The organism is Helicobacter pylori, assembly GCF_003637685.1.
Classification (GTDB): domain Bacteria; phylum Campylobacterota; class Campylobacteria; order Campylobacterales; family Helicobacteraceae; genus Helicobacter; species Helicobacter pylori_CJ.
The window spans coordinates 25,521-50,304 of sequence record NZ_MVWW01000004.1 but is presented as its reverse complement, the minus strand read 5'-3'; the positions used below and the strand labels follow the sequence as shown (position 1 = coordinate 50,304).

Annotated in this window: 27 protein-coding genes and 1 tRNA gene; 6 read left to right on the top strand and 22 right to left on the bottom strand. The window is 39.3% G+C overall.

Annotation, left to right across the window (positions count from 1 at the left end):
- Nucleotides 1–11: 11 nt before the first annotated feature.
- On the bottom strand, nt 12–893 hold the full coding sequence (gene ftsY, locus EAL44_RS03955; protein WP_121074946.1) for a signal recognition particle-docking protein FtsY: 882 nt from the start codon (nt 891–893) through the stop codon (nt 12–14).
- A 5-nt stretch (nt 894–898) separates the two neighbouring features.
- A complete protein-coding gene (locus EAL44_RS03950) occupies nt 899–1,456 on the bottom strand; it encodes a hypothetical protein (RefSeq protein WP_121074943.1) in 558 nt (185 codons plus the stop codon).
- Between the two features lie 97 nt (nt 1,457–1,553).
- On the opposite strand from EAL44_RS03950, the gene EAL44_RS03945 reads away from it, so the two are divergent.
- Together EAL44_RS03945 and rny are read left to right on the top strand one after the other, a co-directional pair.
- Nucleotides 1,554–2,222, top strand: a complete 669-nt coding sequence (locus EAL44_RS03945) for a 5-formyltetrahydrofolate cyclo-ligase (protein WP_121074940.1) — start codon at nt 1,554–1,556, stop codon at nt 2,220–2,222.
- Complete coding sequence (gene rny, locus EAL44_RS03940; protein ID WP_240448897.1) at nt 2,200–3,711, top strand: ribonuclease Y; 1,512 nt, start codon at nt 2,200–2,202, stop codon at nt 3,709–3,711. Before EAL44_RS03945 ends, rny begins: the two co-directional genes overlap by 23 nt.
- On the opposite strand, the gene EAL44_RS03935 is transcribed toward rny, so the two are convergent.
- The 15 genes from EAL44_RS03935 to EAL44_RS03865 all read right to left on the bottom strand — a co-directional run bounded on the left by EAL44_RS03935 (nt 3,712) and on the right by EAL44_RS03865 (nt 17,439).
- Nucleotides 3,712–5,028: an MATE family efflux transporter gene (locus EAL44_RS03935; protein WP_240448895.1), complete on the bottom strand. Its 1,317-nt coding sequence runs from the start codon at nt 5,026–5,028 to the stop codon at nt 3,712–3,714.
- Entirely contained in the window at nt 5,028–6,341 is a 1,314-nt protein-coding gene (locus EAL44_RS03930) for a Na+/H+ antiporter family protein (protein WP_121074931.1), read from the bottom strand. Before EAL44_RS03930 ends, EAL44_RS03935 begins: the two co-directional genes overlap by 1 nt.
- A gap of 124 nt (nt 6,342–6,465) precedes the next feature.
- Nucleotides 6,466–7,344 carry a carbon-nitrogen hydrolase gene (locus EAL44_RS03925; RefSeq protein ID WP_121074928.1) on the bottom strand — a complete coding sequence of 293 codons (879 nt, stop codon included), beginning with the start codon at nt 7,342–7,344 and terminating at the stop codon, nt 6,466–6,468.
- Between the two features lie 3 nt (nt 7,345–7,347).
- Nucleotides 7,348–7,494 (bottom strand): hypothetical protein, encoded by a 147-nt coding sequence (locus tag EAL44_RS03920; protein ID WP_020972388.1) that lies wholly within the window; start codon nt 7,492–7,494, stop codon nt 7,348–7,350.
- Nucleotide 7,495: 1 nt separating this feature from the next.
- Nucleotides 7,496–8,167: a tRNA threonylcarbamoyladenosine dehydratase gene (locus EAL44_RS03915; protein ID WP_121074925.1), complete on the bottom strand. Its 672-nt coding sequence runs from the start codon at nt 8,165–8,167 to the stop codon at nt 7,496–7,498.
- A gap of 52 nt (nt 8,168–8,219) precedes the next feature.
- The gene (locus EAL44_RS03910; protein ID WP_121074922.1) at nt 8,220–8,459 is read right to left on the bottom strand and encodes a hypothetical protein; all 240 of its coding nucleotides are present in this window, start codon (nt 8,457–8,459) and stop codon (nt 8,220–8,222) included.
- Nucleotides 8,446–8,826 (bottom strand): flagellar export chaperone FliS, encoded by a 381-nt coding sequence (fliS, locus tag EAL44_RS03905; protein WP_120818059.1) that lies wholly within the window; start codon nt 8,824–8,826, stop codon nt 8,446–8,448. The genes EAL44_RS03910 and fliS overlap by 14 nt, the downstream gene beginning before the upstream one ends.
- 40 nt (nt 8,827–8,866) lie before the next feature.
- On the bottom strand, nt 8,867–10,924 hold the full coding sequence (gene fliD, locus EAL44_RS03900) for a flagellar filament capping protein FliD (RefSeq protein WP_162970348.1): 2,058 nt from the start codon (nt 10,922–10,924) through the stop codon (nt 8,867–8,869).
- A 16-nt stretch (nt 10,925–10,940) separates the two neighbouring features.
- Nucleotides 10,941–11,312, bottom strand: coding sequence for a FlaG family protein (locus EAL44_RS03895; protein WP_100979406.1), 372 nt, complete (start codon nt 11,310–11,312; stop codon nt 10,941–10,943).
- 92 nt (nt 11,313–11,404) lie between these two features.
- Nucleotides 11,405–12,607 (bottom strand): murein hydrolase activator EnvC family protein, encoded by a 1,203-nt coding sequence (locus EAL44_RS03890; RefSeq protein WP_121074919.1) that lies wholly within the window; start codon nt 12,605–12,607, stop codon nt 11,405–11,407.
- Nucleotides 12,600–13,406: an FtsX-like permease family protein gene (locus EAL44_RS03885; protein ID WP_108253462.1), complete on the bottom strand. Its 807-nt coding sequence runs from the start codon at nt 13,404–13,406 to the stop codon at nt 12,600–12,602. The genes EAL44_RS03890 and EAL44_RS03885 overlap by 8 nt, the downstream gene beginning before the upstream one ends.
- Nucleotides 13,393–14,064, bottom strand: coding sequence for an ABC transporter ATP-binding protein (locus EAL44_RS03880; protein WP_120990370.1), 672 nt, complete (start codon nt 14,062–14,064; stop codon nt 13,393–13,395). The genes EAL44_RS03885 and EAL44_RS03880 overlap by 14 nt, the downstream gene beginning before the upstream one ends.
- Nucleotides 14,039–15,235: a tRNA (guanosine(46)-N7)-methyltransferase TrmB gene (gene trmB, locus EAL44_RS03875; protein ID WP_121074916.1), complete on the bottom strand. Its 1,197-nt coding sequence runs from the start codon at nt 15,233–15,235 to the stop codon at nt 14,039–14,041. The genes EAL44_RS03880 and trmB overlap by 26 nt, the downstream gene beginning before the upstream one ends.
- Before the next feature lie 10 nt (nt 15,236–15,245).
- Nucleotides 15,246–16,493, bottom strand: coding sequence for a fibronectin type III domain-containing protein (locus EAL44_RS03870; protein ID WP_162970353.1), 1,248 nt, complete (start codon nt 16,491–16,493; stop codon nt 15,246–15,248).
- On the bottom strand, nt 16,456–17,439 hold the full coding sequence (locus EAL44_RS03865) for an RluA family pseudouridine synthase (RefSeq protein ID WP_121074910.1): 984 nt from the start codon (nt 17,437–17,439) through the stop codon (nt 16,456–16,458). The genes EAL44_RS03870 and EAL44_RS03865 overlap by 38 nt, the downstream gene beginning before the upstream one ends.
- A 133-nt stretch (nt 17,440–17,572) precedes the next feature.
- Here EAL44_RS03865 and EAL44_RS03860 point away from each other — a divergent pair, with 133 nt between their 5' ends.
- The 4 genes from EAL44_RS03860 (at nt 17,573) to EAL44_RS03845 (ending at nt 19,989) form a co-directional block, all read left to right on the top strand.
- Nucleotides 17,573–18,025, top strand: a complete 453-nt coding sequence (locus tag EAL44_RS03860) for a GTPase (RefSeq protein WP_121074907.1) — start codon at nt 17,573–17,575, stop codon at nt 18,023–18,025.
- Between the two features lie 137 nt (nt 18,026–18,162).
- The gene (locus tag EAL44_RS03855) at nt 18,163–18,783 is read left to right on the top strand and encodes a YcjF family protein (protein WP_240448887.1); all 621 of its coding nucleotides are present in this window, start codon (nt 18,163–18,165) and stop codon (nt 18,781–18,783) included.
- Nucleotides 18,784–18,805: 22 nt separating this feature from the next.
- A complete protein-coding gene (locus EAL44_RS03850; RefSeq protein WP_121075190.1) occupies nt 18,806–19,951 on the top strand; it encodes an FtsW/RodA/SpoVE family cell cycle protein in 1,146 nt (381 codons plus the stop codon).
- Nucleotides 19,913–19,989: transfer RNA gene (locus tag EAL44_RS03845), tRNA-Ile, on the top strand. The genes EAL44_RS03850 and EAL44_RS03845 overlap by 39 nt, the downstream gene beginning before the upstream one ends.
- A gap of 22 nt (nt 19,990–20,011) precedes the next feature.
- On the opposite strand, the gene EAL44_RS03840 is transcribed toward EAL44_RS03845, so the two are convergent.
- The 5 genes from EAL44_RS03840 to EAL44_RS03820 all read right to left on the bottom strand — a co-directional run bounded on the left by EAL44_RS03840 (nt 20,012) and on the right by EAL44_RS03820 (nt 24,765).
- The gene (locus tag EAL44_RS03840) at nt 20,012–20,968 is read right to left on the bottom strand and encodes a ribose-phosphate pyrophosphokinase (RefSeq protein ID WP_000647423.1); all 957 of its coding nucleotides are present in this window, start codon (nt 20,966–20,968) and stop codon (nt 20,012–20,014) included.
- A 64-nt stretch (nt 20,969–21,032) separates the two neighbouring features.
- Nucleotides 21,033–21,518, bottom strand: a complete 486-nt coding sequence (locus EAL44_RS03835) for an HIT family protein (protein ID WP_121074902.1) — start codon at nt 21,516–21,518, stop codon at nt 21,033–21,035.
- A gap of 9 nt (nt 21,519–21,527) precedes the next feature.
- The gene (locus EAL44_RS03830) at nt 21,528–23,009 is read right to left on the bottom strand and encodes a Mur ligase family protein (protein ID WP_121074899.1); all 1,482 of its coding nucleotides are present in this window, start codon (nt 23,007–23,009) and stop codon (nt 21,528–21,530) included.
- Complete coding sequence (gene estV, locus EAL44_RS03825; RefSeq protein ID WP_121074896.1) at nt 22,996–23,721, bottom strand: lipase EstV; 726 nt, start codon at nt 23,719–23,721, stop codon at nt 22,996–22,998. The genes EAL44_RS03830 and estV overlap by 14 nt, the downstream gene beginning before the upstream one ends.
- A complete protein-coding gene (locus tag EAL44_RS03820; RefSeq protein WP_121074893.1) occupies nt 23,722–24,765 on the bottom strand; it encodes a D-alanine--D-alanine ligase in 1,044 nt (347 codons plus the stop codon).
- Nucleotides 24,766–24,784 lie beyond the last annotated feature (19 nt).

Sequence of the window (24,784 nt, the reverse complement as noted above, 5' to 3'; positions counted from 1 at the left end):
CATTTTTTAATTTATTGTTCCACAAACACCGCATCAACCAAATCTGCTATAAAGCGTTCTTCATCAAAAGCGATCAAATCGTCTTCTTTTTCGCCCATTCCTAAATAAAGAATGGGTAATTTCAACTCATACAGCACGCTTAAAATCGCTCCGCCTTTAGAAGTGCCATCAAGCTTAGTCATAATCACGCCGTCTAACGCCAAAGTCTCATGGAAAATTTTCGCTTGCGTTAGCCCAGAACTCCCTTGCGTGCCGTCTAAAATAAGGAATTTATAAAAGGGGGCGTCTTTTAAAACTTTAGAGCAGGTGCGTGCGATTTTAGAAAGCTCGTTTTTAAGGTTGGTCTGATTGTGCAGCCTCCCAGCGGTGTCTATAAAAACTTCATCTATATTTTTAGCGATCGCGCTTTCTATGGTGTTGTAAGCTAGAGAGCTTGGATCGCTCCCTTCTTTGGCGCTAATGACTTGAATGTTAAGCTTTTCGCCCCATAACTGCAGCTGTTTGACTGCGGCCGCTCTAAAAGTATCGCCGGCTCCTAAAAGCGTTTTTTTATGCTGTTTTAAAGAGAGCTTAGCTAATTTAGCGATCGTTGTGGTTTTACCCGCCCCATTAACCCCCACAATCAAATGCACTAAGGGTTTTGTGGTGATAGTCTTTAGGCGGGTTTTATCATAATAGCTTTCCCCACGCACAAAACGCAACAAAGCGACTTCTAATTGCTTGGGCGTAACCAAATCGCCTAAATGCTGTAACAGGCTCTCTATCAAATCGTATTGGATGTCAAAGCCAATCAAAATTTCTTCTAATGCCTCTTTAGGAATATTTTCACGCTTTTTTTCTTTAGTCTCTTCGCCCTTAATTTTATTGACAATTTTTTTGAAAAAATTAAACATAATTTTTAATCCTTTAAGTGGGAAATATCAAATTGGAGCATTTCTGCTGGCACGATCCCTTGATACATTTTAATCAATTGGTGTTTGTCATATAAGAGCATGTTAAAGGAATGGTTTAAAGCGTCATGGTTTAAATGATTAAAAAGAGCGGTATCTTTAGGGTTTAAAATCATCAAATCAGCTTGAAAATGTGCGCTAAAGTCTTTGATTGCATCGCTTGAGTAGGGTTGATTGAGTAAAATAAGCACTCTCAAACGATCTTTAAAAGTTTTTTTTAAGATGTTAAAGGTGGGGGCGTAATCTTTTAAAAAATCGTCTAAAGCGCTTAAAATCAATAGGGTAGGGGTGTTAGAATCCGGGCTGATATTTAAAGAATCTAAATCGCCTGTAATCGTGTATTCTTGGTTATTCAAATCCATAGCGGTGTAGGTTTTAGGGCTATTTTCTTGGGTGGTATTGTTTTGAGAATCTTGAGATTTTTGGGAATTTTTACAAGCGCTAAAACCCAACAAAACGATAAAAACCAGCGCGATAAAACGCAAAAAATAAGCCTTAATTCTCATTATAAACACATCCTTAAGAATAATAAAATGGTAACTAATAACCTAAAATTATACTATAATGTAAGTCTAAAATTTAAGGATTATAACCATTAAAACGATTTTTAGAGATTTTTGTAAAGAACGCTTGAAAAGGGCTAAAGCAAAAAATAAAGTCAGGGATAAATTGGCTTGCAAGCTTTTGTTTTGGAAACTCAAAGATTATCAAAATATTTTATTGTATAGCCCATTAGGGCATGAGCTTGACATTAGGCCTTTGATTTTGAAGTTAAGACAAAAAAATAAGCGCGTGTGGTTGCCTAAAAGCATCAAAAAAGGCACTCATTTTTCTAAAGAGGGTTTTAGTATCGCACCCTTTAGGTTGCCCTTAAGGCGTTTGGGGTGGTTTGATGAGCCGAGTTTGTCGCGCTATTATAAGCGGGAATTAGATTGCATTGTCGTGCCGATCTTAGGAATGGATACAAGCTTTAGGCGCGTGGGTTTTGGGCTAGGCATGTATGATAGGAGTTTGCCCCAATTGCTCAAAAAGCAACTAAAACACCCCTTAATCGTGTTTGTGAGTAGGGAATTAGCGATCGCTAATGGTATTCTTACAGACGCCTATGACATTGAAGCGAATCTTTACATGAATGCTCGTATCGTTATGAAGAATAATAAGAGGAAGCATTATGAGCAGCGGGTTAATTTACATTTCATTAGAAGTCTTGGTAGCGTGTTTGATTACCGCTCTAATCATGTATTATGTGATGAAAAAGATCTATTATGCTAAAGGGCAAGCCATTTTAAAAAGCGCTTCAGCTAAAGCCAAATTGATGGAGTTTCAAGCGAAATCTTTTGTGGAAGCTGAAGAGATGCGCATGAAAGGCCAAGAATACAAGTTGCAACAGCAATATGAAAACAAAAATTTGCAACTCCAAACCCATTTTGATAAAAAAGAAGCGCATTTGAAACATTTAGAAGCGCAGCACAAAGAATTTGTAAGAGATGAAAAACGCTATTTGGAAAAAGAAAAACAAGAGCTTGAAAAAGAACGCCAAATTTTAGAACAAGAGAGGGAAAATTTTAAAAAACAGTGCGCTATTTGTAAAGAATCTCAAGCCAAAGCGCTAGACGCGATGCTCAATTACATGGCTTATACTAAAGATGAAATTAAAAGCATGATTTTAGAGCAATTAGAAGAAGAATTAGAAGCCCAAAAAAGCGCGTTAATCAGGCGTTATGAAAAAGAAGCCAAAGAAGAGGGCAAGAAAAAATCGTATGCCATTTTAGCGGAAGCGACAGCCCGTTTTGCGGGTAATTATGCGACAGAGAATTTAACAAGCTGTATCGCTTTGCCTTGCTCAGATTATATCGGTCGTGTGATAGGCAAAGACGGGAAAAATATTGAAGCGTTTAAAAAGGTCAGTGGGGTGGATATAGAATTTAGCGAAGACAGCAGCAAATTGTGTTTGTCTAGTTTCAATCTTTATCGGCGTGAAGTAGCGAGCGAGACGCTTAAAATTTTAATAGAAGACGGCCGTATCCAGCCTAATAGGATTGAAGAGGTTTATAACAGAGTCGCGCGCAACCTAGAAAAAGAATTGCTTTCTGAGGGAGAGAGCGTCGTTTTAGAATTAGAGCTTGGGACTATGGAAGATGAGCTTAAAATTTTACTGGGTAAAATGCGTTACCGCTCTAGTTTTGGGCAAAACGCCTTACAGCATTCTAAAGAAGTCGCTCTTTTAGCCGGCTTGATTGCAGAACAGCTTGGGGGGGATAAAAAGCTCGCTAGAAGAGCTGGTATTTTGCATGATATTGGTAAAGCGCTCACCCAAGAGCTTGGGAGAGACCATGTGAATTTGGGCGTTGAAGTGTGCAAGCGTAATAGAGAAGATCCGGTTGTGATTAATGCGATTTATGCCCATCATGGGCATGAAGAAATCATGAGCGTGGAGTGCGCGAGCGTGTGCGCGGCTGATGCGCTTTCAGCAGGGCGTCCTGGGGCTAGAAGAAAGAGCGATGAAGAATACGCTAAACGCATGCAAGCTTTAGAAGAGATTGCGCTGGAATTTGAAGGGGTTGAAAAGGCGTATGCGATGGAGAGCGGGCGAGAATTAAGAGTGATTGTCAAATCCAACCAAGTTAGGGACAATCAAGTGCCTATTATTGCCAGAAAGATCGCTAAAAAGATAGAAGAGAGCGCTCAGTATGTGGGTGAAGTGGGCGTGCAAGTGGTGCGAGAAAGCCGTTTCAAAACGACCGCTACGCTCAAGCAATAATCAAGCCTTTTTCCCGCACCTTTTCCATATGCCTTTAGAAAAAACTTTATAGTAGATGAATGAGCGCAAAAAAGTTTCTGATGCGATCACTACAAAAATAAATTCCACCTTAAAATGATAGATTAAAAGCAAGTAAATAGGCATGATCCTTAACCCCCATAAGCTTAAGGTGTTAATGTATAGTGAGACTTTAGAAATGCCAGCCCCCCTAAAAACTCCATCTAGCACAAAATACCCAATTAAGGGGGATTGAGAGAGGCCCACAGCGATCAAATAAGAGCGCGCCACTTCCAAAACTTCTTCATCTTGAGAAAAAAGGCTCGCGAATTCTTTAGCGAATAAGACTAAAACAAGCCCTAAAACCCCCATTAAACCCATAGAGATTTTTAAAATCAAATGCGCGTATTCTGTGGCGATCTTTGGCTTGTTCGCTCCTAAATTTTGCCCTGTTAAAACCATCGCTGCGATCATAAACCCAAATCCTGGCATGAATGAAAAGGTTTCCACCCTAATGCCTATTTGCATGCCCGCTAACACTTTATCCCCATAGCTCGCTACAAATTTGGATAAGAGTATTAAAGAAAACAAGCTCAATAAACGCTCAAACCCAGCCGGCCAACCCACTCTAAACATGGTTTTTAAAAAAGAAAAATGAAAGGTTATTGTGAATTTTAAAGGGATTTTTTTGATTTGTATCCAAACGCTAAGCGCGAGTAATTCCCAATAAGAAACAACCACATTCGCTAAAGCAGAGCCTACAATCCCCATTTTTTTAAAACCAAAATCCCCAAAAATCAAGGCTTGATTCAAGAAAATGCATGCAATGACCATGATGATTTTGACAATAAAGGGGGTTAGGGTGTCTGAAAAGCTAGCGAGCGCTGAAACTAAAACGTTTTTTAAAAAAATACTCGGTAGCGCGATAACCAAGACTTCTAAATAATCTCGCGTCAATTGGCGTGAAGGATCTTGCAATTGCATCCAATTTAAAAAAGGCTCAATCAAAAAATAAGAAACAAACAGCACACCCAAACAAATCACAAACGCCCCAATGAAAATGCTTGAAAAAGCGTGATTGATTTGAGCAAAATCCCTAGCCCCCACAAGCCTAGAAAGAATGGCGTTAGTACCGGTGTATAAAATCGTGTTGATGCCATAAAAAAGCATCAAAAATTGCAAGCCCACCCCTAAAGCCACAATGTGATGGTGTGAAATCTTGCCCACAAAAAAGACCGAGAGCGCGACCACCAACACATCTAAAAAGGCATTAACCCCAGAGGGTAGGGCTAAAGAAAAGATTTTCTTAATTTGATAGATTAGCCTAATAATAACGCTCCAAGAACTCCAAAAACAATCAAAGGGAGATTATAAACTAAAAAAGTCGGCACGCATGTGTCATAGATATGATTGTGTTGGTTGTCTGCGTTAAGCCCGCAAGTAGGCCCCATGGTGCTATCGCTAGCCGGTGAGCCTGCATCGCCTAAAGCTGCGGCTATACCAACGAGTAAAATCGTGGATTCTATGCTGAATCCTAATTTCGCGCACAAAGGGACATAAAACACAGCGATGATAGGAATCGTGCCAAAAGAAGTCCCTATCCCCATAGTGATAAAAAGCCCTACAACAAGCATTAAAAAAGCCCCTAAAAGCTTCCCTTGGACTACGCTTGTGATCGCATTCACTAATCCATCTATCGCATGCACTTTTTGCAACACTTCTCCAAACCCGCTAGCCACTAACATCACAAAAGCGATAAACGCCATCATTTTCACGCTATCATCCATTAAAGAGTCTGTTTCTTTAAACTTAATGCCACGCCCTAGTAAGATGATCGCTAACGCTAAAAAAGCGGCTAAGGGCATAGAATCGGTGGCTAATTGGATCACAAACGCCACGACAATCCCTATAAAAGTCAAATAGTCATGGTAGTTTAATTGGAGCGAGGCGTAATTTTCTATATCAAAAGATTTTTCTTTGTAGCGCCTGGGTTTTTTGTATAGCGTCAATACCGCTAAAAGCAGCCCAGCAACCATCGCTAATCCTGCTATCCACATCACTCCTGTGATTTGCGCTATGGTAGTGCTAACGCCATTAGCTTTTAATTGCTCTAAAATGGTGGTTTGAAAAATCAAGCCAAACCCTACAGGAAGCACCAAGTAGGGGGCTTGCAAGCCAAAAGTTAAAGCGCAAGCGACCGCTCTTCTATCCAGTTCTAGTCGGTTCATTAAATGCAAAAGAGGGGGGATCAAAATAGGGATAAAAGCGATATGCACCGGCACTAAATTTTGCGAAAAACATGCAATAAAAGCGATCAAAAAGCAAAAAGTGGATCGCTTGTAATCCATTAAGCTTATTAATTTACTCAAAGCAACTTTAATGAGATTGCTTTTAGCGATCGCTACCGCTAAAGCCCCTAAAAGAATGTAGCTTAAAGCGATGTTTAAATTGCCTTTCATGCCGTCTATCATCACATTAAAACTCTCTGTGATTCCAAGCCCTCCCATAATCCCTGCTATGAGAGTCGCACTAATCATAGAAAGCATGACATTGAGCCTTAAAAGGCTAAGAACGCACATGCAAATGATAGCTACAAAGGCAGGATTGCTCCATATAGAGCTATTTTCTAGCATTTTTGCTCCTTGTTAAAGTGAAAATACCGCACAAAAATGATAGAATTTTTGCGCTTTTTTAGCGCAAGAAATTACACCTACCATGTTTAATCCTTTCTAACCTTATTTTCTAATCTTAAATGGACTAGCTATAGCGTTTCAACAAATCGTTATAAAAATCAATGCGTCTGTCTCTTAAAAACGGCCACATTCGGCGCACTTCTTCGGTGCGTTCTAAATCAATCTCTGCATACAAAATTTCTTCTTTATCGCTCGCTTTAGCTAAAAACTCGCCTAAAGCCCCCACCACAAAACTAGAGCCAAAAAAAGTAATGCCCCCTTTAATCGCACCGCTCGGATCTAACTCTACGCCCACTCTGTTAGTCGCAATCAAAGGCAAGCCATTAGCGATCGCATGCCCTCTTTGGATCGTCTCCCATGCGTTTTGCTGACACTTTTTTTCTTCATTAGAGTCTTCTTCTAAAAACCCTATCGCGCTAGGATAGATTAAAATTTCTGCCCCTTTTAAAGCCATGATCCTTGCCGCTTCAGGATACCACTGATCCCAGCACACCATAAGCCCTAATTTCCCCACGCTTGTAGTAATAGGCTCAAAGCCCAAATCCCCCGGCGTGAAATAAAATTTTTCATAAAAACCTGGGTCATCAGGAATGTGCATTTTGCGATACACTCCAGCGATTGATCCGTCTTTTTCAAACGCAACCGTGCTGTTGTGATACAGCCCTTTAGCGCGTTTTTCAAATAAAGAAGTAATAAGCACTACCTTGAATTTTTGAGCTAAAGCGCTAAAAAAAGCCTTATCCTCTTCAAAATACTCGCCCAAATCAAAAAATTTAGGGTTTTCGCTCTGGCAAAAATAACTATAAGGGTTTAATTCTTGCAACACCACTAAATTGGTTTTAGGGTGTTTTTTTAGCGCTTGTTCAAGCAAGTGTGCCGTATGCTCTATAGTCTTTTTTCTAGAGCCGCAATAAGCGTGTTGGAGGATGCTCGTGCAAATCATTTTTCACTCTTCTTCATAATCAGAGCTATAGTCTTCATAATCGTCATCATCATAGACATTTTTATAATCATCATACCCTTCATCATCTTCTTCAAAGCCCTCTAATTCTTCTTCTTCAAAATCTTCCAATTCGTCTTCGTAATCCTTCATTTCACTGCCTTTCATGTTTGATAATATCTTGCACGACTTCACTCGCTATTTGCAAACCAAAACTCGCCGTAACCGCATTAAAACTCCCAAGCTCTATGCAATGCGGGACTTCAGGGCTAAAAACCACTTTAAAATCCCCTTTAAAACGGCGTTTTTTTAACAAATCCCTAAATTTACGCCCGAATTTATCGCCATAGCTTTCCCACACGCTCCCCACTTGGATGTGTTTAGGGTTCAAGCGTTTCGCGCTCCCCATAGAGCTGATAAACTTCCCGTAAGCGAAATTCTGGCATTTTATCGCTAATCTTGTTTTAATAGGCAAATCGTCCATGCAATCTAAAATGTAATCATAATCTCTAAAATTAAATGAATTTAAAAACGCTTCATCTATGCGAGAATTCAAGGCTTGAATGCCCTTATAGAGATCTTGTAACACCAACACTTTAGATTCTCCTATTCTTTCTGAGCCAATCTGGCGGTTTTGATTGGTAACATCAAACACATCTTTATCAATAATAGTGATTTGCCCTATCCCCACACGATACAAAGAATCCAGTGCAAAGCCCCCAACACCCCCCACGCCACAGATTAAAACTTTTTGTTGGCGGATTTTTTCAAAATCGTTTTTAAATAACCACCTGATGCGTGTGAATCTATCTATGGGTTCGGACAATCTTTAGCCTTCAATAAAAATAGTGCTTTTATTGTATCGTAGTTTAAAAAATCTAAGACAAAAATTTTTGAATCTTTTTAGCCTTATACATTTGCGATTGCAGTTCTTCTTTTTCTTTTTCTAATAGTTCAATGCTTTGGGCTATCATTTCCTTAAGGCTTAAAAGCGCATCTAAATCCAAGCTTTTTATTTGCTCTAAAGAAAGGCGTTCTATCAATGAAAAGGCGAGTTTAGAATCTTTTTTAACAAGAGCGATTTTAAAGGAATCTAATAACGCATTAGGCGAGTTCATCTGAATGGATTTCCCTCCATGCTTCTAACAACCCCCTAGCCACATTCAACACCAAATCAATCTTACTCACATCATTTTCCACATTGGCTTGCGTTAAAACTTTGATTTGATGGGTGTATAAGCCTGTAAGATACACCGCCACTTCCCCCCCTTTTTCATAATCTAAAATATTCAACAATTCCGTGAAAATATCCGTAACCCTGTTAATATAATAGATTTTTTTTTCAATGTCTTCATTTTCAATACAGCGTTTGGCTTGCGAAGAAAATCTTAAAATCCCTTCATAAAGCATTTCAATGAGTTTTGCCGGGGATTCCACGCTCACTCGGTTATGCTGGTAGGCTTGATAAGCGTTAGCGTATTGCATAATGTTCCTTTATCCTTTAAAATTGATGACTCTCTGTTTTTTAATTCTTTTTAGCCGCCGCTTGATCGATCATCATTTGCACGGAATTGAATTTTTGATTCGCTTTAGAGATTTGACTATCATAAGCCGCAAAACGCTCCGCCATGATGTTGTAGCGGGTTTTTAAAAGCTCTTGAGCGTTTTCTTTGTCTTTGGTCAGGCTTTTAGCGTCTCTGTCTAGGGAATCTTCATAAATCTTTAATTTAGCGTTCCCTCCGTCTATGAGATTGGCGATGACTTGATTGAATTTAGAAAAAATGCCCTCTTGGTGGATTTCTCTGCCCCCCATGTCCTTGCTATCGCTCCCATAGAAAAAATCTTGAGTCGCTTTAGGGTTAGAATTTAAGGCACTACTCAATTTAGCTTCATCCAAACTCATCACGCCCTTATCGTCTAAACTAAGCCCGTATTTCATCAAGCTTTCTACCCCATTATCCGTATGCACGCTATAAGAAAACACGTTATTAAGAGAAGAACGGATCGCGCGAATATCGCCCACGCCGTTAAAAATCCCAGCGATTTTAGTGTCAGCGTCATAGCGCGTGTCTTCGTCTAGTTTGGGGATAAGCTCATTATAGGCTTTCACAAATTCCGTAAGGCTGTCTATAATGGCTTGATTGTCCCTGCTCACGCTGATAATGGCGGGTTTATTAGGCTCTGTGGTTTGCTCTAAAGTGATATTAACCCCACTGATCACATCATTGACCTCATTAGTGGGGCGCGTGATGCTCACCCCATTATAAGTGAATTGCGAATCGCTCGCTTTTTGTAAATTTTTAGACATAAAAAGCGTGTTTTGTGAAGCTTCATAAGATTGCATTATGCCAGCGCTCAAACCCAAATCCTTCAAACTAGCCTTGCCTAAAGCGTCCTCGCCCTTAATGGTGAGCATTCCGGTTTTAGAATTGATCACAAGCTTGCCTTCGGCGTTTTTAAACGCATTCAAGCCTTCTTTAGAATTAATCGCTTGAACGATAGCGTCTGTGTTTTCTTCGCTAGTGTTGCTCTCTTTGGTTAAGGCTTTTAAATCCAATTTTTGACCATTCAGGCTAATCACCCCTTCTAATTTACCCTCTTTTATCGTGCGAGAGCTTTTTAACAAATCGCTTTCTTGGGTGGCGGTTTGCAAAAACCCAAGCTCTTTAGCCTTACTCCCTTTAATTTCAATGTTTCCCCCACGCCTGTCATTAATGATTAAAGATTCCCCCCCATGAAGAGTGTCTATAGAAATATCCCCATTAGCGATCAAGTCTTTAAAATTAGGGTCGTTTTCTAAAGCCTGCTCTATCGCTTTTTGGATCGCTGTGTTTTTTTGTTTGATAGAAGCGCTTTCAGGGAGTTCTAGCATAATGGGGACTTCATGCATGTTCCCATCAGCCCCCTTTAAATTCAAACTCAATTCGCTTTTTCCGCTTCCATCAAGTCCCAAAGAAAGGGCGTTTTTGTTAGTGAGCGTGGATTGGAGGTGTGAGCCAAAATAGATTCGGTTGTCTTCGCCGGTGTTTTTGGTATTCACCATTAATTGGTAGGGGTCATTCCCTCCTGTTTTCATCACAATGCCCATCACTTCGCCATTGGTAGCGTCTGTGATGCTTTGAGCCACATCGCCCAAAGTCATTCCTGCTTTAATGTCAACGGCGTAGTCCTTGTTTTGCGTGTAAAATTTGAGCGTGGTATCCACTTGGCTAAAAATATCATCTCTTGAAGAAAATTTCGCCCCTAATTCATTAATATCGCCTTGCGCTAAACTTTGCACATCCACTTTAATATCCTGGATAGGCACGCCAGCCCCCACGCTCGCACTCAGTGCATCGCCTGTAACATTGCTTTTTCGGCTGATATAAGTGGAATAATCTGAAAGCGTTTTAACCGGGCCTTTTAGAGATGAAAGGAGCGTTTTAATTTCTACAAGGGCTTTTTGTTTTTCAACATTTTGCTCCATTTTCTTGTCTAGTGGGGCGATTAAAGCTTTTTCATCAGCGTCCTTAAGCTTGTCAATCACATCGTAATTCAAAACCTTACTGCCAAGCCCTAATGAGCTTAATGAACCTATTGCCATGTTTTACCTCTAATGTTTAGCCTCTTTTATCAAAGATAATGCCTATCACATCACGCATTCTTTGCATAAGCTCCACGGCTTCTTTAGAGGGTATTTCTCTTATCACCTTATCCCCATTAGCGTCTTTGACTGAAACCACCAACCCCTTGATCGTATCGTTATAACTAAAATTAATATCCGTGCCAATGCGTTTCATTTCTTCATTCAGACGCTCGCTCAATAATTCTAGCTTGGGTTTGTATTGATCAGGGTCTATCGTTGTCTTAGATTCATCAATAGTGCTTTCTATAGTGTTTATAGTGTTTGTGCGACTGATCTCTTTTGTGGGGGTTGTTTGAACGCTTGTGTGAGATGTGGGAATCCCAATCCCTTGAACTTCATTGACCATAAAAACCTCCAAATTTTTCCATGCCTACAAGTATAATTATTTCTTTGTTTGCATAAGCTCTTTAGCCAATATCGGCAATAAAAATGATTTGTTTAATTGCGCGCGATGAGTTCTAAGGGGTTAATGTGTTTTTCTCTCATGGTAACTTCAAAGCCCAAGCGTTGCTCAATGCGCCCTAAAACATAGCCTTTTTGAATCCGCATGCCGCTTTTAATGGTGGGGGCGATTTTATCCAGTTGGGAATAAATCGTGCGGATGCCGTTTTTATGCTCAATGATAACGACTTTTTTAAGCATGTTGATTTCTTTAGCGAACACGATTTTTCCGTCTAAAACATTACGCACTAAAGCGTTTGGGGTTTTTGACACTAGCGTGATAGACTCGCTAAAAATTTTTAAATTATAAACCGGATCAATATAGGGGCCAAATTTTTGCACCACTTCATAATCGTTCAAGGGGGCGATCGTTTTTGGCCCGTTATAGCTCGTGGTGTTGATATTTTGATAAGAGCTAGCCACTTGTTTGACTTCTAAGGCTTGAGAAGATTTTTTCAAACTGACCCTCTCTTCATTTTCTCTGTTTTGTTTGATGATATTCAAGCGTTTTAAAAGAGCGTTTAAATTCTGGCGCTCTTTTTCTAAAAGGGTTAATCGTTGGTTATAGATCGCATAGTCTTTTTGCATGCTCAAAATGAGCTTATTTTGTTCGGTTTGCAAGGATTTTAAGGTTACTTCACGAGTTTTTTGCTCATCTATAATGGAGAAGATTTTTTGAATGCTGCTTTTGACTTTTAAAGCTTGCGTATTGAGATCTTTTTCTTCTTGGCTTAGTTGCGACATTTTAGACAGAGTGCTTTGGTGCAAGTTTTCAAACGCTACTTGTAAAATCACATCATTAGAAGAGGCTAAATTCTGCCCCTTTAAGGCTTGTGAAAAAAGAAAATCCTCTAAAAGCGTATCAAACACTCTCTTTTGTAAAAATGATCGTTGTTTTTGCAAATGATCTAAAGACTTGCGGTAGTTAGTTAAAACTTTTTCTTGCGCCAAACTTTCGTTACGATTTTTTTCAAGACTCTTTTTTAAGGCAACCATTTGGCGCTCAATTTCCGCTTTTTGAAGCTCTTTAGAGCGGATCGCTTCACCTAAAGAACTCAAACGGCTGTTTAGTTGGTTTTTTTCTTCATGGGTTTTTTTTAAGAGGGTTTCTTTGTGTTGAATATCTTTGGCAATATCGCTCACTTTTTGCGTGTTAGCGAATAGTAAGGTGGCTAATAAAAATATTCCTAATTTATACATGTCTAGTCCTCCAAGCTACAAGTAAAACAGAAACAAATGAGACCACAAGGCTAAAAAGCAGTCCCCATAAAAAATGGTTTAAAACAAACGCGCCTCCTATAATACCCAAAGTATCCATCGTTTTTTCAAAACCTTTTTGCGAAGTGATATAAAGCATGAGCATGGGGGCTAAAAAACTAGCGATTACAGAATCCATTAAAGCTATTTTATACAAAAATCCGTTTTTAAAAGACACCGAAGCCCCTAATAAATCCATGATCTCTAACCTCTCATGGTATTGATAGATCCAAATGCGGACTTGCTTAAACATCAATAAAACCGATAAAACAAAGACCACTAACGCAAAGATATAGACCGCTGCTTTAATAAAACTCAAGAGATCATACACTTGCATGTAAGTTTTGGCAAAGACTTCAACTTTTTGAACGCCAGGGATTTTGAGCAATTTTTCTTTAATGTTTTCTAAACGCTCTTGAGTGGGGAATGTGGAAAGTTGTAAAGAATAAAAAAAGGGTAAATTTTTTTTTAATTCCTTAAGCCCGTCTGTGCCTAAAGTTTTTTGAAGAGGTTCTAAAGAATAATTAGGATCAATTTCTTTTAACGCTATGATTTCGTTAAAATTTTGACGCAACAATTCCAAGCCTAATTTTTGCGTGCTGGCCAACACGACTGAATAATCTTCAATCAATTTTTTTTCTTTCTGTTCGATCGCTTGATTGATAAACAACACGCACTCCAAGCTAAACAATAACGCTACTAGGGGAATGATAAAGGCTAAATGCTTTTTAAGAGTATTCATAAACTTCCCCATCTTCTATATAAAATTTTCGGTGATAAGCGCTAAAATTTTTAGGGAATTTATGCGTAACCACCACGATCGTAGCGTTTAATTGCGTGTTCATGCCCCTTAATAGGCTCCAGATTTTATCGCTAGAATAATCGTCTAAATTCCCAGTAGGCTCATCGGCTAAAATGAGTTCAGGGCAGTTCGCCATAGCCCTAGCCATAGCCACTCGCTGTTGTTCGCCCCCACTGAGCTCTTTGGGGTAGCGGTTAGCCTTATGGCGTAAATCAATATGCCCTAAAAGTTTTTCTAGCTGCAAATGGCATTCTTCTTTTTTGATTCCGCAAATAACCATCGGTAGTTTGATGTTTTGCTCAATCGTGTAATCCTGGATCAATTTATAATCTTGGAAAACCACGCCAATATTTTTACGCAAATCCAAAATCGTTGCTTTTGAAGCGTTATTCATGTTGATATTGCAAACTTCTAACTTGCCGCTAAAAAGTTTTAAATCCCCATAGAACGAACGCAAAAGCGTGCTTTTCCCGCTCCCGCTAGGCCCTGAAATGAACACAAAATCCTTCCGTTTGATGCGTAAATTGGCATGCTTGATGACCGGCTCGTTTTGCTGGTATTGTAAGCATAAATTATTTGCTGCAATGATGATACTCATCCAATTCCTTTAGGATATTTTGAAGCAAAAGATGCGCTTTGTGGTTGTTTAAGGTTTTTAAGGGGCTTTTATTGAGGTAAAAAATCTGATTTTCTGCCAATAAAACAAACAAACGCACAGGCCAATTAAAATCCCCCATGCTCAATTCCACTAAAAAATCCCCCTTATTCTCATAAATATTACAAACATGCACAAAATACCCCTCTTGAATGGTTTTTGGGGTTTTTAAAATCGTTTTAACGCTCTTTTTATTTATTGTTATTGTATCAAAAGAAAAATCAAATGCATGGTTATCAAAAGGGGTTTCATCCAATTCTAAAGAATAAATTCTTAAATCATAAATATCTTTTTTGAGTTTATTCCAACGCGCTTCATACTTGCTGACCACCGGGATTTGAGCGTTTTTTTTGATTTCTACCTCGCATTGAAAGTTTTTTAGGGCTAATTTTAGGCTGTCTTCAAAATAAAGGCTATCGTCGGTGCGTAATTCCAAAAACCCTTTAGGCTTTAAAACCCTTAAAGCTTCGTTTAAAAACTTTTCGCTTAGCACCCGGCGGTGTTTTTTCTCATTCCATGGCACAGGGAAATGCACAAAAATCTTCTCGCACTTGTGATTTGGCATGCTCTCTAAAATCAAACGGCCATCGCCTTGCAAGATGTGCAGATTCTTTAAATCCAACAATTCAATTTGCTTTAACGCTTGCGCGATAGAGGGGGTGTGAATCTCTATCCCTAAGCATGTTTTAGTGGGGTTGTTTTTGGCTAATTCTATCAAATGCCTCCCGCTCCCAAAACCAATTTCTATTAAAATAGGGGCTTGATTGTTTTGGATAAAGCCTTCAAAAGTTTCTAAATCAAGGGCTTTTTTTTGGCTCGCATGTTTAGAATTTTCTTGCAAATTATGCGAAATGACTTCAAAAGATTGCGAATAAATCCTTAAAGCTTGTTTTAAAATTTCTCGTTTTAAGGGCGTTGCTTTTTCGCTTTTGATCAAAAAATCACCCGCTCGCCGGATTTTTTGCAATAAAAAAATATGATCCTTAAAACTCGCATACACACAGCTTTTAGTGGGGTGTTTTAAGCTTAAAAATTCCTTATGAAAACAAAAATCCCCTTCAATTAAGGGGTATTCTAAAGGCTTGGAGTCTAGTCTGGCTAAAAAATGGGGCATTAAAACCCTTTTAGCGCTCTAAAAACAAACGCACTTCTTTGCTTGGGTGCGACTCTAAACCATCTTTATCCACGCTCACCACTTGATAGCGGTAAGCCACGCCCACTTTCATGTCTTTATCCACGAATTGGTTTTTGGTGATATTCCCAAAACGCAAAGGGGTTTTAGAATTGGCTTCAAAACGATACACCGCATAAGTGGCTATTTTAGCGCTTGGGTTATTTTCCCATTGGATAAAGGCTGAAGAATCTTGAATAGTCCCTTTAGTGATGATAGGGGCTTCGGGTCTGTCAGCGGTCTCACCCATGGCAGGCTCTTTAGGTAAAGCCCCTTCAAGATGCGTTTTATCAAGGGCGACGACTTTATAATAACGAGCGAGATTGTCTTTTTCTATCTTATCCACATAGGAAGTGTTGGTGGTTTGAGCGATGAATTTGTATTTGTCGTTGCGGTTATTGGAAGCGTAAATGCGATAAGCTATCACATCTTCTTCTGGGGATTTATCCCAACTCAATTCAATGTGTCGTGTGAGGTTTTGGCTCACTCTAACATTAGTGATTTCTTTGGGTAAGTCTTTGGTTTTCCCCTCCACTATCACGCTAGGCCTGGATTTATCCCCCATGAAATTTTCGGCGATGACTTGGTAGCGGTATTTTTTCCCATCCTCTAAATCTTTATCAAAAAACTCCACAAACAAGCGGTTTTTTACAGCCCCCACATTTAAAAATTTGCCGTCTTTATTCTGCCTTTGAATGATGTATTTAGAAACGCTGGGATTTGGGTGCGGGCTCCAAAAGACTTTCACGCTTTTAGGGTATTCAAGGCTTGCGAACACGCTTTCTACAGGATTGATAAAAGAGGTTTTTACTAGAATGGGGTCTGAAAGGTTAGAGATTTTATCGCCCTTGTAAGTAGCGAGTTGGTAAGTGTAAGAACTCTCTGTTTCTAGCCCCTCATCATAATAATGGGTCGCATAAGGGTTTTTAATCGTGGCGATTCTTTTGAGTTGGGAGTCTTTTTTCAAACGATACAAAATAAACCCATCAATGTCATAAGTATCAGCGATTTTAGGCCATTCAAAGCCTACTGAACTCACATCGTTAATGGTTTTAACAGAATGGACTACCGGAAGCTTAGTATCTGTATTTTCTTGATTATTAAGGGCTGAAAAAGTATGATTCCTGGTAGAAGAACACCCTATAAAAACCGCTAATACCACACTACTTTGCAATAAAAGCGTGAAGTATTTTTTCTTCATCCAAGACCTCATCTAAATTCTCCTTGTCAAAAACTTTTTTAAGGTATTCTAACATATCCTTTAATAGGGGAACTTTAAAGCACAGTTTTTGCTCGCTTCTGGGGTGTTTGAACTCTATCAAATAGGCATGCAGCATGATTCTTATGTCTTCTTTAGGAAGCGCTTCATTAAGCCCATAAAGATTATCGCCAATGATGTGTCTGTTTAAATATTCTAAATGCGCTCTGATCTGGTGCGTGCGCCCGGTAAATAGTTTAGCCCCTATCAAATCCATGCCATTTTGAGAAGTCAGCAAGCTAGTAAATGCGCTTTTAGAATAGCGGCTTTTTTCTTTTTGAGCCGCTTTGAGCGCTATCATTTTTAAGCGGTTATTGGGGTTTCTTGTCAAATAGCATTCCACGCTCATTTTTTCTTCTTTTAAGGGCGTTGAAAGCAAGGCGATATAATAGCGCCCCATTGTTTTAGTTTTGAGTTGCTCGCTCAAATGAACATGGGTAAAATTGTTTTTAGCGATGACAATCCCTCCGCTCGTGTCCTTATCCAAACGATGCACAATCCCATAGCGCTCTTTTAAGCCAAGATTAGAAAGCTCGTAATTTTGAGATTCCAACCAATCCACTAAAGTAGGCTCTTTCACGCTTGGGGCTTTATGGACGACTAGATTAGGGGGCTTATTCAACACTAACAAATCTTCATCTTCAAAAATGACTTCTATTTCTAAATCAAGCTCTTTTTTTAAGGGTTTGGGTGCGATTTTGGGCGTTAAAAGCGCGATTGCATCGCCCTCTTTTAAGGCTAGCCCCCCTTTTTTGACCTCCTTTTTTTGACAAAACACTAGCCCCTCTTTAATCAAATTCAATACCTGGTTTTTAGAAATTTGCAATTCTTTGGCTAAAAATTCATCAATGCGTTTGTAATGGGTAGGGGCGATGAAAACTTTTTGCATTCAAACTCTTTTTTGCATTTTTAAAAACCATTATTCTACTCAAAACCTTAAAAAAATCCTATTTCATTATTTGAATACGCTATAATCGGTGCGCCAACATTTCGTGGCTCAAATCATTTTTAAAGGGGTTCTAATGGAACATAATGGGCATGATAAACTGAACGGCGTTTTGCGTGGTTTTTTAGGCGACTCATTCACGCTTGATGGGAAAGAGGGAGGATTGAATATGAGCAAGATGCTTGAATTCATCAAAAAAGAAAAACCCAAGATGAATGTTTTGCTCATGGGGGCTACTGGGGTGGGTAAAAGCTCGCTCATTAACGCTCTCTTTGGTAAAGAAATCGCTAAAGCAGGCGTAGGAAAGCCCATCACTCAGCATCTTGAAAAATTCATTGATGAAAAGAAGGGCTTGATTTTGTGGGACACTAAAGGCATTGAAGATAAAGATTACCACGACACCATGCAAAGCATTAAAAAAGAAATGGAAGATTCTTTTAAAACGCTTAGCGAAAAAGAAGCCATTGATGTGGCGTATTTGTGCGTTAAAGAGACTTCTAGTAGGGTTCAAGAGAGAGAGAGTTATTAAGCTTCGCTAAAAATTGGAATATCCCAACGATTGTCGTTTTCACAAACACTCAAGCCGAAGCCGGCGATGCGTTTGTCCAAGAAACTAAAGAGATCATAGGCGAAGAATGGGGGTTTAAAGGTTTTGTCAAAGCTTATGTGAGAATCAATTCCGTTGCCTTTTCATTTAGAGGGTTGAAAGTCCCTGTTGAAGGTTTAGAAGAATTGGTAGATGAAACGAAAAAATGCCTTTCAGACGCTATAAAAAATAAGAGAAGGCATTTCTTGAGTATTCAAAAAGTTAAGATTCAAGAAAGAAAACAGGCTATGATAGAGGAATGTAAAACCATTATCCATTTTGCATCCGGCGCTGCAGGAGCGGCTGGGCTTATCCCCATACCTTTTAGCGATGCGCTCGCTATCGCACCCATTCAAGCAGGAATGATCTATAAAATGAATGACGCTTTTGGAATGGATTTGGATCAATCTGTGGCCACGAGTTTGATCACAGGATTGTTAAGCGTAACCGCTGTCGCACAAGTGGGGAGAACGCTCGTTAATGGTTTCCTTAAATTCATTCCTGTTGTGGGGAGTGTTTCAGGGGTTGCAACCGCTGTTGCTATCACAGAAAGCATTGGGTTTGCGTATTTGAAAGTGCTAGAAAAGTGCTTTAATGATGAGACGGGCGAAGTCAATTTGCCTGATGAAGTTGGCATGATAACTTCTCTCTTTAAGGAGAATTATCTCAACTTGGATACAATCAAAAAATTAACACAATAAGATTAGGGGTTATGAAAAACGCATGGCATTAGACAAAAGGATTTGGATGCATTTTGATCTTTTGCCTTTTGTGTTTATCATCCCTTTGTTGGTGGTTTCTTTTGTATTGATTTTTGAGAGCAGCGCGGTTTTGAGCTTGAAGCAAGGGGTTTATTATGCGATAGGGTTTCTTCTCTTTTGGATCGTGTTTTTTATCCCTTTCAGGAAGCTCGATCGGTGGCTTTTTGTGTTTTATTGGGCGTGCGTGATTTTATTGGCGTTAGTGGATTTTATGGGGTCTAGCAAGCTTGGAGCGCAGCGATGGCTAGTCATTCCCTTTACTTCTATCACTCTACAGCCCAGCGAACCCGTGAAAATCGCTATCCTTTTGTTATTGGCGCATTTGATTAAAATAAACCCGCCTCCTTTTAAGGGCTATGATTGGGGCATGTTTTTAAAGCTTAGTTTTTACATTTGCTTACCGGCAGCTTTGATTTTAAAACAGCCTGATTTAGGCACGGCTCTTATTGTTTTAATCATGGGTTTTGGGATTTTGTTGATCGTGGGTTTAAGGACTAGGGTGTGGCTCCCTCTTTTTGCCGCTCTATTAGTGGCTTCGCCTATCGCTTATCATTTCTTGCATGATTACCAAAAAAAGCGCATCTCAGACTTTCTTTCTGAAAAGCCTAATTACCATGTCATGCAATCCATTATCGCCATAGGATCGGGCGGGTTTTTAGGCAAATCCAAAGAAGCCTGCACACAAACCAAATTCAAATTCTTGCCTATTGCAACGAGCGATTTCATCTTCGCTTACTTCGTGGAGCGTTTCGGGTTTTTAGGGGCTATGTTGCTTTTTGCGATTTATATAGGCTTGAGTTTGCATTTATTTTTTTATCTGTTTGAGAGCAACAGCGATTGGTTTTTAAAGATTGTAGCCCTTGGGATTTCTATTTTAATCTTTGTTTATTCCAGCGTGAATATCGCCATGACTTTAGGGTTAGCCCCTGTGGTGGGGATTCCCTTACCCTTATTCAGCTATGGGGGGAGCAGTTTTATCACTTTTATGATCCTGTTTGCAATCCTAGAAAACCTGCTTGCTTTTCGCTATATTTTTGGATACAATAGCAAACCATCTTTTGGGAATTTTGGATTCTTAGCTCAGCTGGTCAGAGCGCTCGGCTCATAACCGATTGGTCGTAGGTTCAAGTCCTACAGAATCCACCACTCCAGCTTTTTTATTCCTTTTTTAAGTGAAAAGCGATTGGACGCTTTCGTTATGATAAATCCTTCTGATCACTTCCGCAAATAAGGGCGCTACGCTTAAAGTGGTGATTTTATCGCATTTTTGAACTAAAGGGATGGAGTTAGTTACCACCACTTCATCTAACGCGCTTTCTTTAATGCGCTTGATCGCATTCCCGCTCAAAACCGCATGCGTGCCTAACGCCATCACAGAAGTCGCCCCCTGCTCTTTTAGAGCCAAAGCGGCTTTACAGATCGTACCTGCGGTATCAATCATATCATCCACTAAAATCACATCGCGCTCCTTGGCTGAGCCGATAATATTCATCACTTCGCTTTCATTAGCTTTTTCACGGCGCTTATCCACGATGATTAAATCCAACCCCATTTGATTGGCAAAATACCTAGCCCTTGTAACCCCACCCACATCAGGGCTAGCGATCACAGGGTTTTTGAGCGCTTTAGAGCGGATATAGTCTCTAAAAACGATAGATCCGTATAAGTTATCCACCGGCACATCAAAAAAGCCTTGGATTTGCCCGGCATGCAAATCCATCGTAATGATCCTTTCAATCCCCACTTCTTGCATCAAATTAGCGACCATTTTAGCCGTGATAGGCACTCGTGGAGCCGCTTTTCTATCCTGTCTGGCATAGCCAAAATACGGCAACACCGCTGTGATAGAATTGGCCGAACTGCGCCTTAAAGCATCTACCATGACTAACAATTCCATTAAATTGTCATTGACAGGCACGCAAGTGGGCTGGATAATAAAAATATCCTTACCGCGCACCGATTCGCTGATTTGGATATTGATTTCGCCATCGCTGAATTTGCCTATCACCGCTTTGGATAAGGGAAAGCCTAAATGCTTTGACACTTCTTTGCCAAAGGCAGGGTGAGCGCTCCCTGAAAAAATCTTAAACCCACGCATCTTTGCCTTAAACCCACGCGCCTTCATCGCTGACACTCCCTAAAATGAATTAAAATCAATTGTAACACACCCAAATTAAAAGCGTTTGTTTTCAATGAAGCTCCTTTTCTAATAAGTTTTTTAAGGTAAGATAGGTTTCATTTAAATCAATCCCGCACACCCTGGTTTGAGCGATAACGCTCATAAAATTGCTATCGCCTAAAAACCTAGGCACTAAATGCATGTGCAAATGCTCAGGGATCCCTGCTCCGGCGTTTCTGTGCAAATTCAAACCTACATTGATCCCTTGAGCGCCATAAGCATACAACGCTTTTAACACTTTAGGCACTAAAGCATTCATGTTCAGCCAAATGTTCAGATCTAAAAGTTCAACGCTCGCTTGATGCGCATGAGGAACGATCAACAAATGCCCCGGGTTATAAGGGTAGGCGTTCATCACCACAAAGAGATCGCTATTCCTATAAAGCACTCTGTTTTCTAAATCTTTTGTAGGGTTTTGAGAAATCTCGCAAAAGACACAACCTTTATTTTTCTCTTTCAAATAACTTTCGCGCCAAGGAGCGTATAAATGTTGCATGTTCATTTCCTAAATGTAATTAGGGGCGTCATTAGCGAATAAAATCAAATCGCCTTGAATCGTGGTGGCTTGTAAGATATTTTCCAATTGCCCCTTATCCTTGAGTAAGATTTTTTGCGGTTTCTTTAAATGGGAAGCAATCGTTTTGGAATTCAACTCCCCTGTGATGATAGCGACATCAAAAACCTCGTCTATTTTTTGCGCTAAAGTCTCATTACTTTCTGTATTGCTTTCCACTAAACCCGGTGTTACAATAACCTTACGGCCTTGATGCAAGCTCGCTAAACGAATGCCCTCTAACATGCCCTTTAAATTCCCATTGAAGCTATCGTCTATGATGATTTTTTGATTCACTTCCAAAAGTTGCAAACGATGCGCAATAGGGTTGAGTTCTAAAACAAGCCGTTTGATCTTTTCTGTCTCTAAGCCTAAATGCTTAGCGACTAAAATCGCTGAAGCGATATTATAAGCGCTAAACTCCCCTAAAACCTTCGTTTCAAATCTTTCCCAAACGCTATCTATCAGCGTTTCAAAAGAAGTGCCTTTTAAAGTGGATTGGATGTTTCTAACCAGGCTAGAAACATCTATTAAAGGGCTATCTTTAGGGGCATAGGATTTGATTTTTTCCACAGAGTAACAAAAGGCTTTTTCTAAGTGCTTGGAATCCAATAATTCCGCTTTAGTCTCGCAAATATTTTCTAAAGTTTTAAAATATTCTAAATGCTGTTCGCCCACTTCTGCGACCACGGCAAGGTGCGGTTCAATGAGACGGGTGATTTCTTTAATATCGCCCTTGTTCCTCGCCCCGGCTTCAGCGATATAGATTTCACTCCTATCGTCTAAATTCTGATTAATATCATTCGCAATGCCTAAAAGGGTGTTGACGCTTTTGGGGCTTGCATGCGCGTTGAATTGGGTTTGTAAGATTTGATGCAAGAAATTTTTGGTGCTGGTTTTCCCAAAGCTTCCTGTAATGGCGATGACTTTTAAATTTTTTAAAGAGGCGATTTTATCTTTAGCGGTTTGCAAATACTGCTTGGATAGGACTTTTTCAAAGATTAAAGAAGCGCTCAAAACGAATATAAATAAACACCAATAGCCAAGCGCGAGCGAAATCCCATTTAAAGGGGCTAATTCTGTGTTTAAGATTTCATGCAAGATTAAAAAGAGTAATAAGAAAATAAAAAAGCGCTTCACCCTTGGCGTGAAAACTAAAGGCTTGTCGTTGCGTTTGGCCCAGATAATGAGCATGGGCATTTGAATCACGCCGCAAAAGAAATCAAAAACAAACGGCATTTTGAAAGCATACGACAGGATAAACACCCCTAAAGGCAATAAAAAATAAATCCCATGCCAACGCATTTTGTGGTGCTTGGTTAAGATCCTAAACACGCTGTAATGATACCATTGCAATAAAGTCATTATATAATAGCCAAGCCCTGTTATAAAGAGCCAACGAAACGCTAAATTCAGCCAACTAAGACTTTGCATGATGATAATTCTCCACTAGTTTTTCAATCTCTTTTGCTTGGTTTAAAAAAAAGAAATGATCCCCTTCTAAAACGAATAATTCGCTCTTTTTCAATAAGGTTCGCATTTTTTGAGCGGAGCTTAAGGGGGTTGCTTTATCATCTTTACCCCAAAATAATAAAACTTCCTTCTCGCATCGTTTGAAATGATCGCTAAAGTCTTCGCTAATTACTTTTTTAAAGGTTTCATACATGACTTGATTAAGCCCCATAGCGTCCTTACTCCTCAAAAACCCTAAATTCAAGCCTAATTTTTTAAAGATTTTAGCTAAAAGGATTTTACAACGCACTTTTAAGGGTTTTGGCTCTAAAATCCCGGCACTACTCAATAAAACCATCCGTTCGTTTTCACACAAAATCGCTACTTTCCCTCCAAAGCTATGCCCAAAAACGACATGCGCTTTTTTACCCACGCTTTTTAAGAATAAATTGATGATGTTAGCATAATCTTTAGTTTCTAAGACTTTTTCATCGTTAGGGCTTTGATTGAAACCGGGCAAATCCACATACAAATGATTATAATTTAAAAAACAACCTTGAAACGCTTGTTGCATGATTTCTTTAGAACTCCCCCAACCATGCAAAAACAAGGCGTTTAAAGGGCTATGGTGGTCTATAAAAGTGTAGGAAATGTCAAAAACGCTATCCAAATAAGCGATACTGCGTTTAGCCATTCATTTATTCTTTTGGATTTGCAACAAATAAGAGTTTTTGATTTGGATTTTAGGGGTTTTGGGCAATGATTGCGCTAAATGTTCTAGCGTTGTTTTAAAATCATCAAACAAATAATTCGCTAAACTGCCAGGAATGGGGTTGATCTCATTGAGATACACTTCATTTTCTATGACAAAAAAATCGCAACGAATGATCGCGCCATCAAACAAATCGTTATAGAGTTTTTTAAAATTTTCTTTTAATTGTTCTTCTAGGGCGTTAGAAAGGTTCGCTTTAGGGGCTTTGGCGCGTGAAAAATCCAAATATTTTTGTTTGAAATCTAAAAATTCCTGTTTGTTAGGCTCTTCCACATAGGAAAAACAAAAATCCTTTTTGATCTTACAGCCGGCTAAATTGTATTCTTTCACGCCCTGAATGAAAGGCTCTATTAAGACTTCTTTAGAATATTCAAACGCGCTGTCTAAAGCGTAAATTAATTCTTTTTCTTCTTTCACAATATTCACCCCTAAAGAGCTTCCGGCGTTACTGGGTTTGACAATAAAGGGAAAATTAAACCCAATCAAATCTAGGGCGTTAGCACGGTTTTTTTCATTCAAAAGAACATAATCTAAAACCTTTATTCCTAAATCTTTAGCGTAAAGCTTGGTTAAATATTTGTTATAACTCAGCACGCTCGCTTCAATCCTAGGGCCTATGAAAGCGATACGATAAAATTCCAACAAGCTCGCTAATTTTCCGTCTTCGCCATCGCCCCCATGCACAAGATTGATCACTAAAGGCAATTCTATCGTTTTAGCGCCTAAAAACGAGTTTTTAAGCAAGCCATTATGTGTCAGCATTAGGGGGGGTAATTTTTTTTCTTTGATTTGAGCGAAGTATTTTGAATGCATGTTGGATTCTTCAATCAAATAAAAATGGTGGTTTTCATCTAAAAAAATAAAATATTTAATCCTGTCTTTTAACACTCCTTTAAGCGCGATCGTGCTCACAATGCTAATTTCATGCTCAAAACTCGCTCCACCAAATAAAACGCAAAACTCCACGATCAAACTCCCTAAAAAC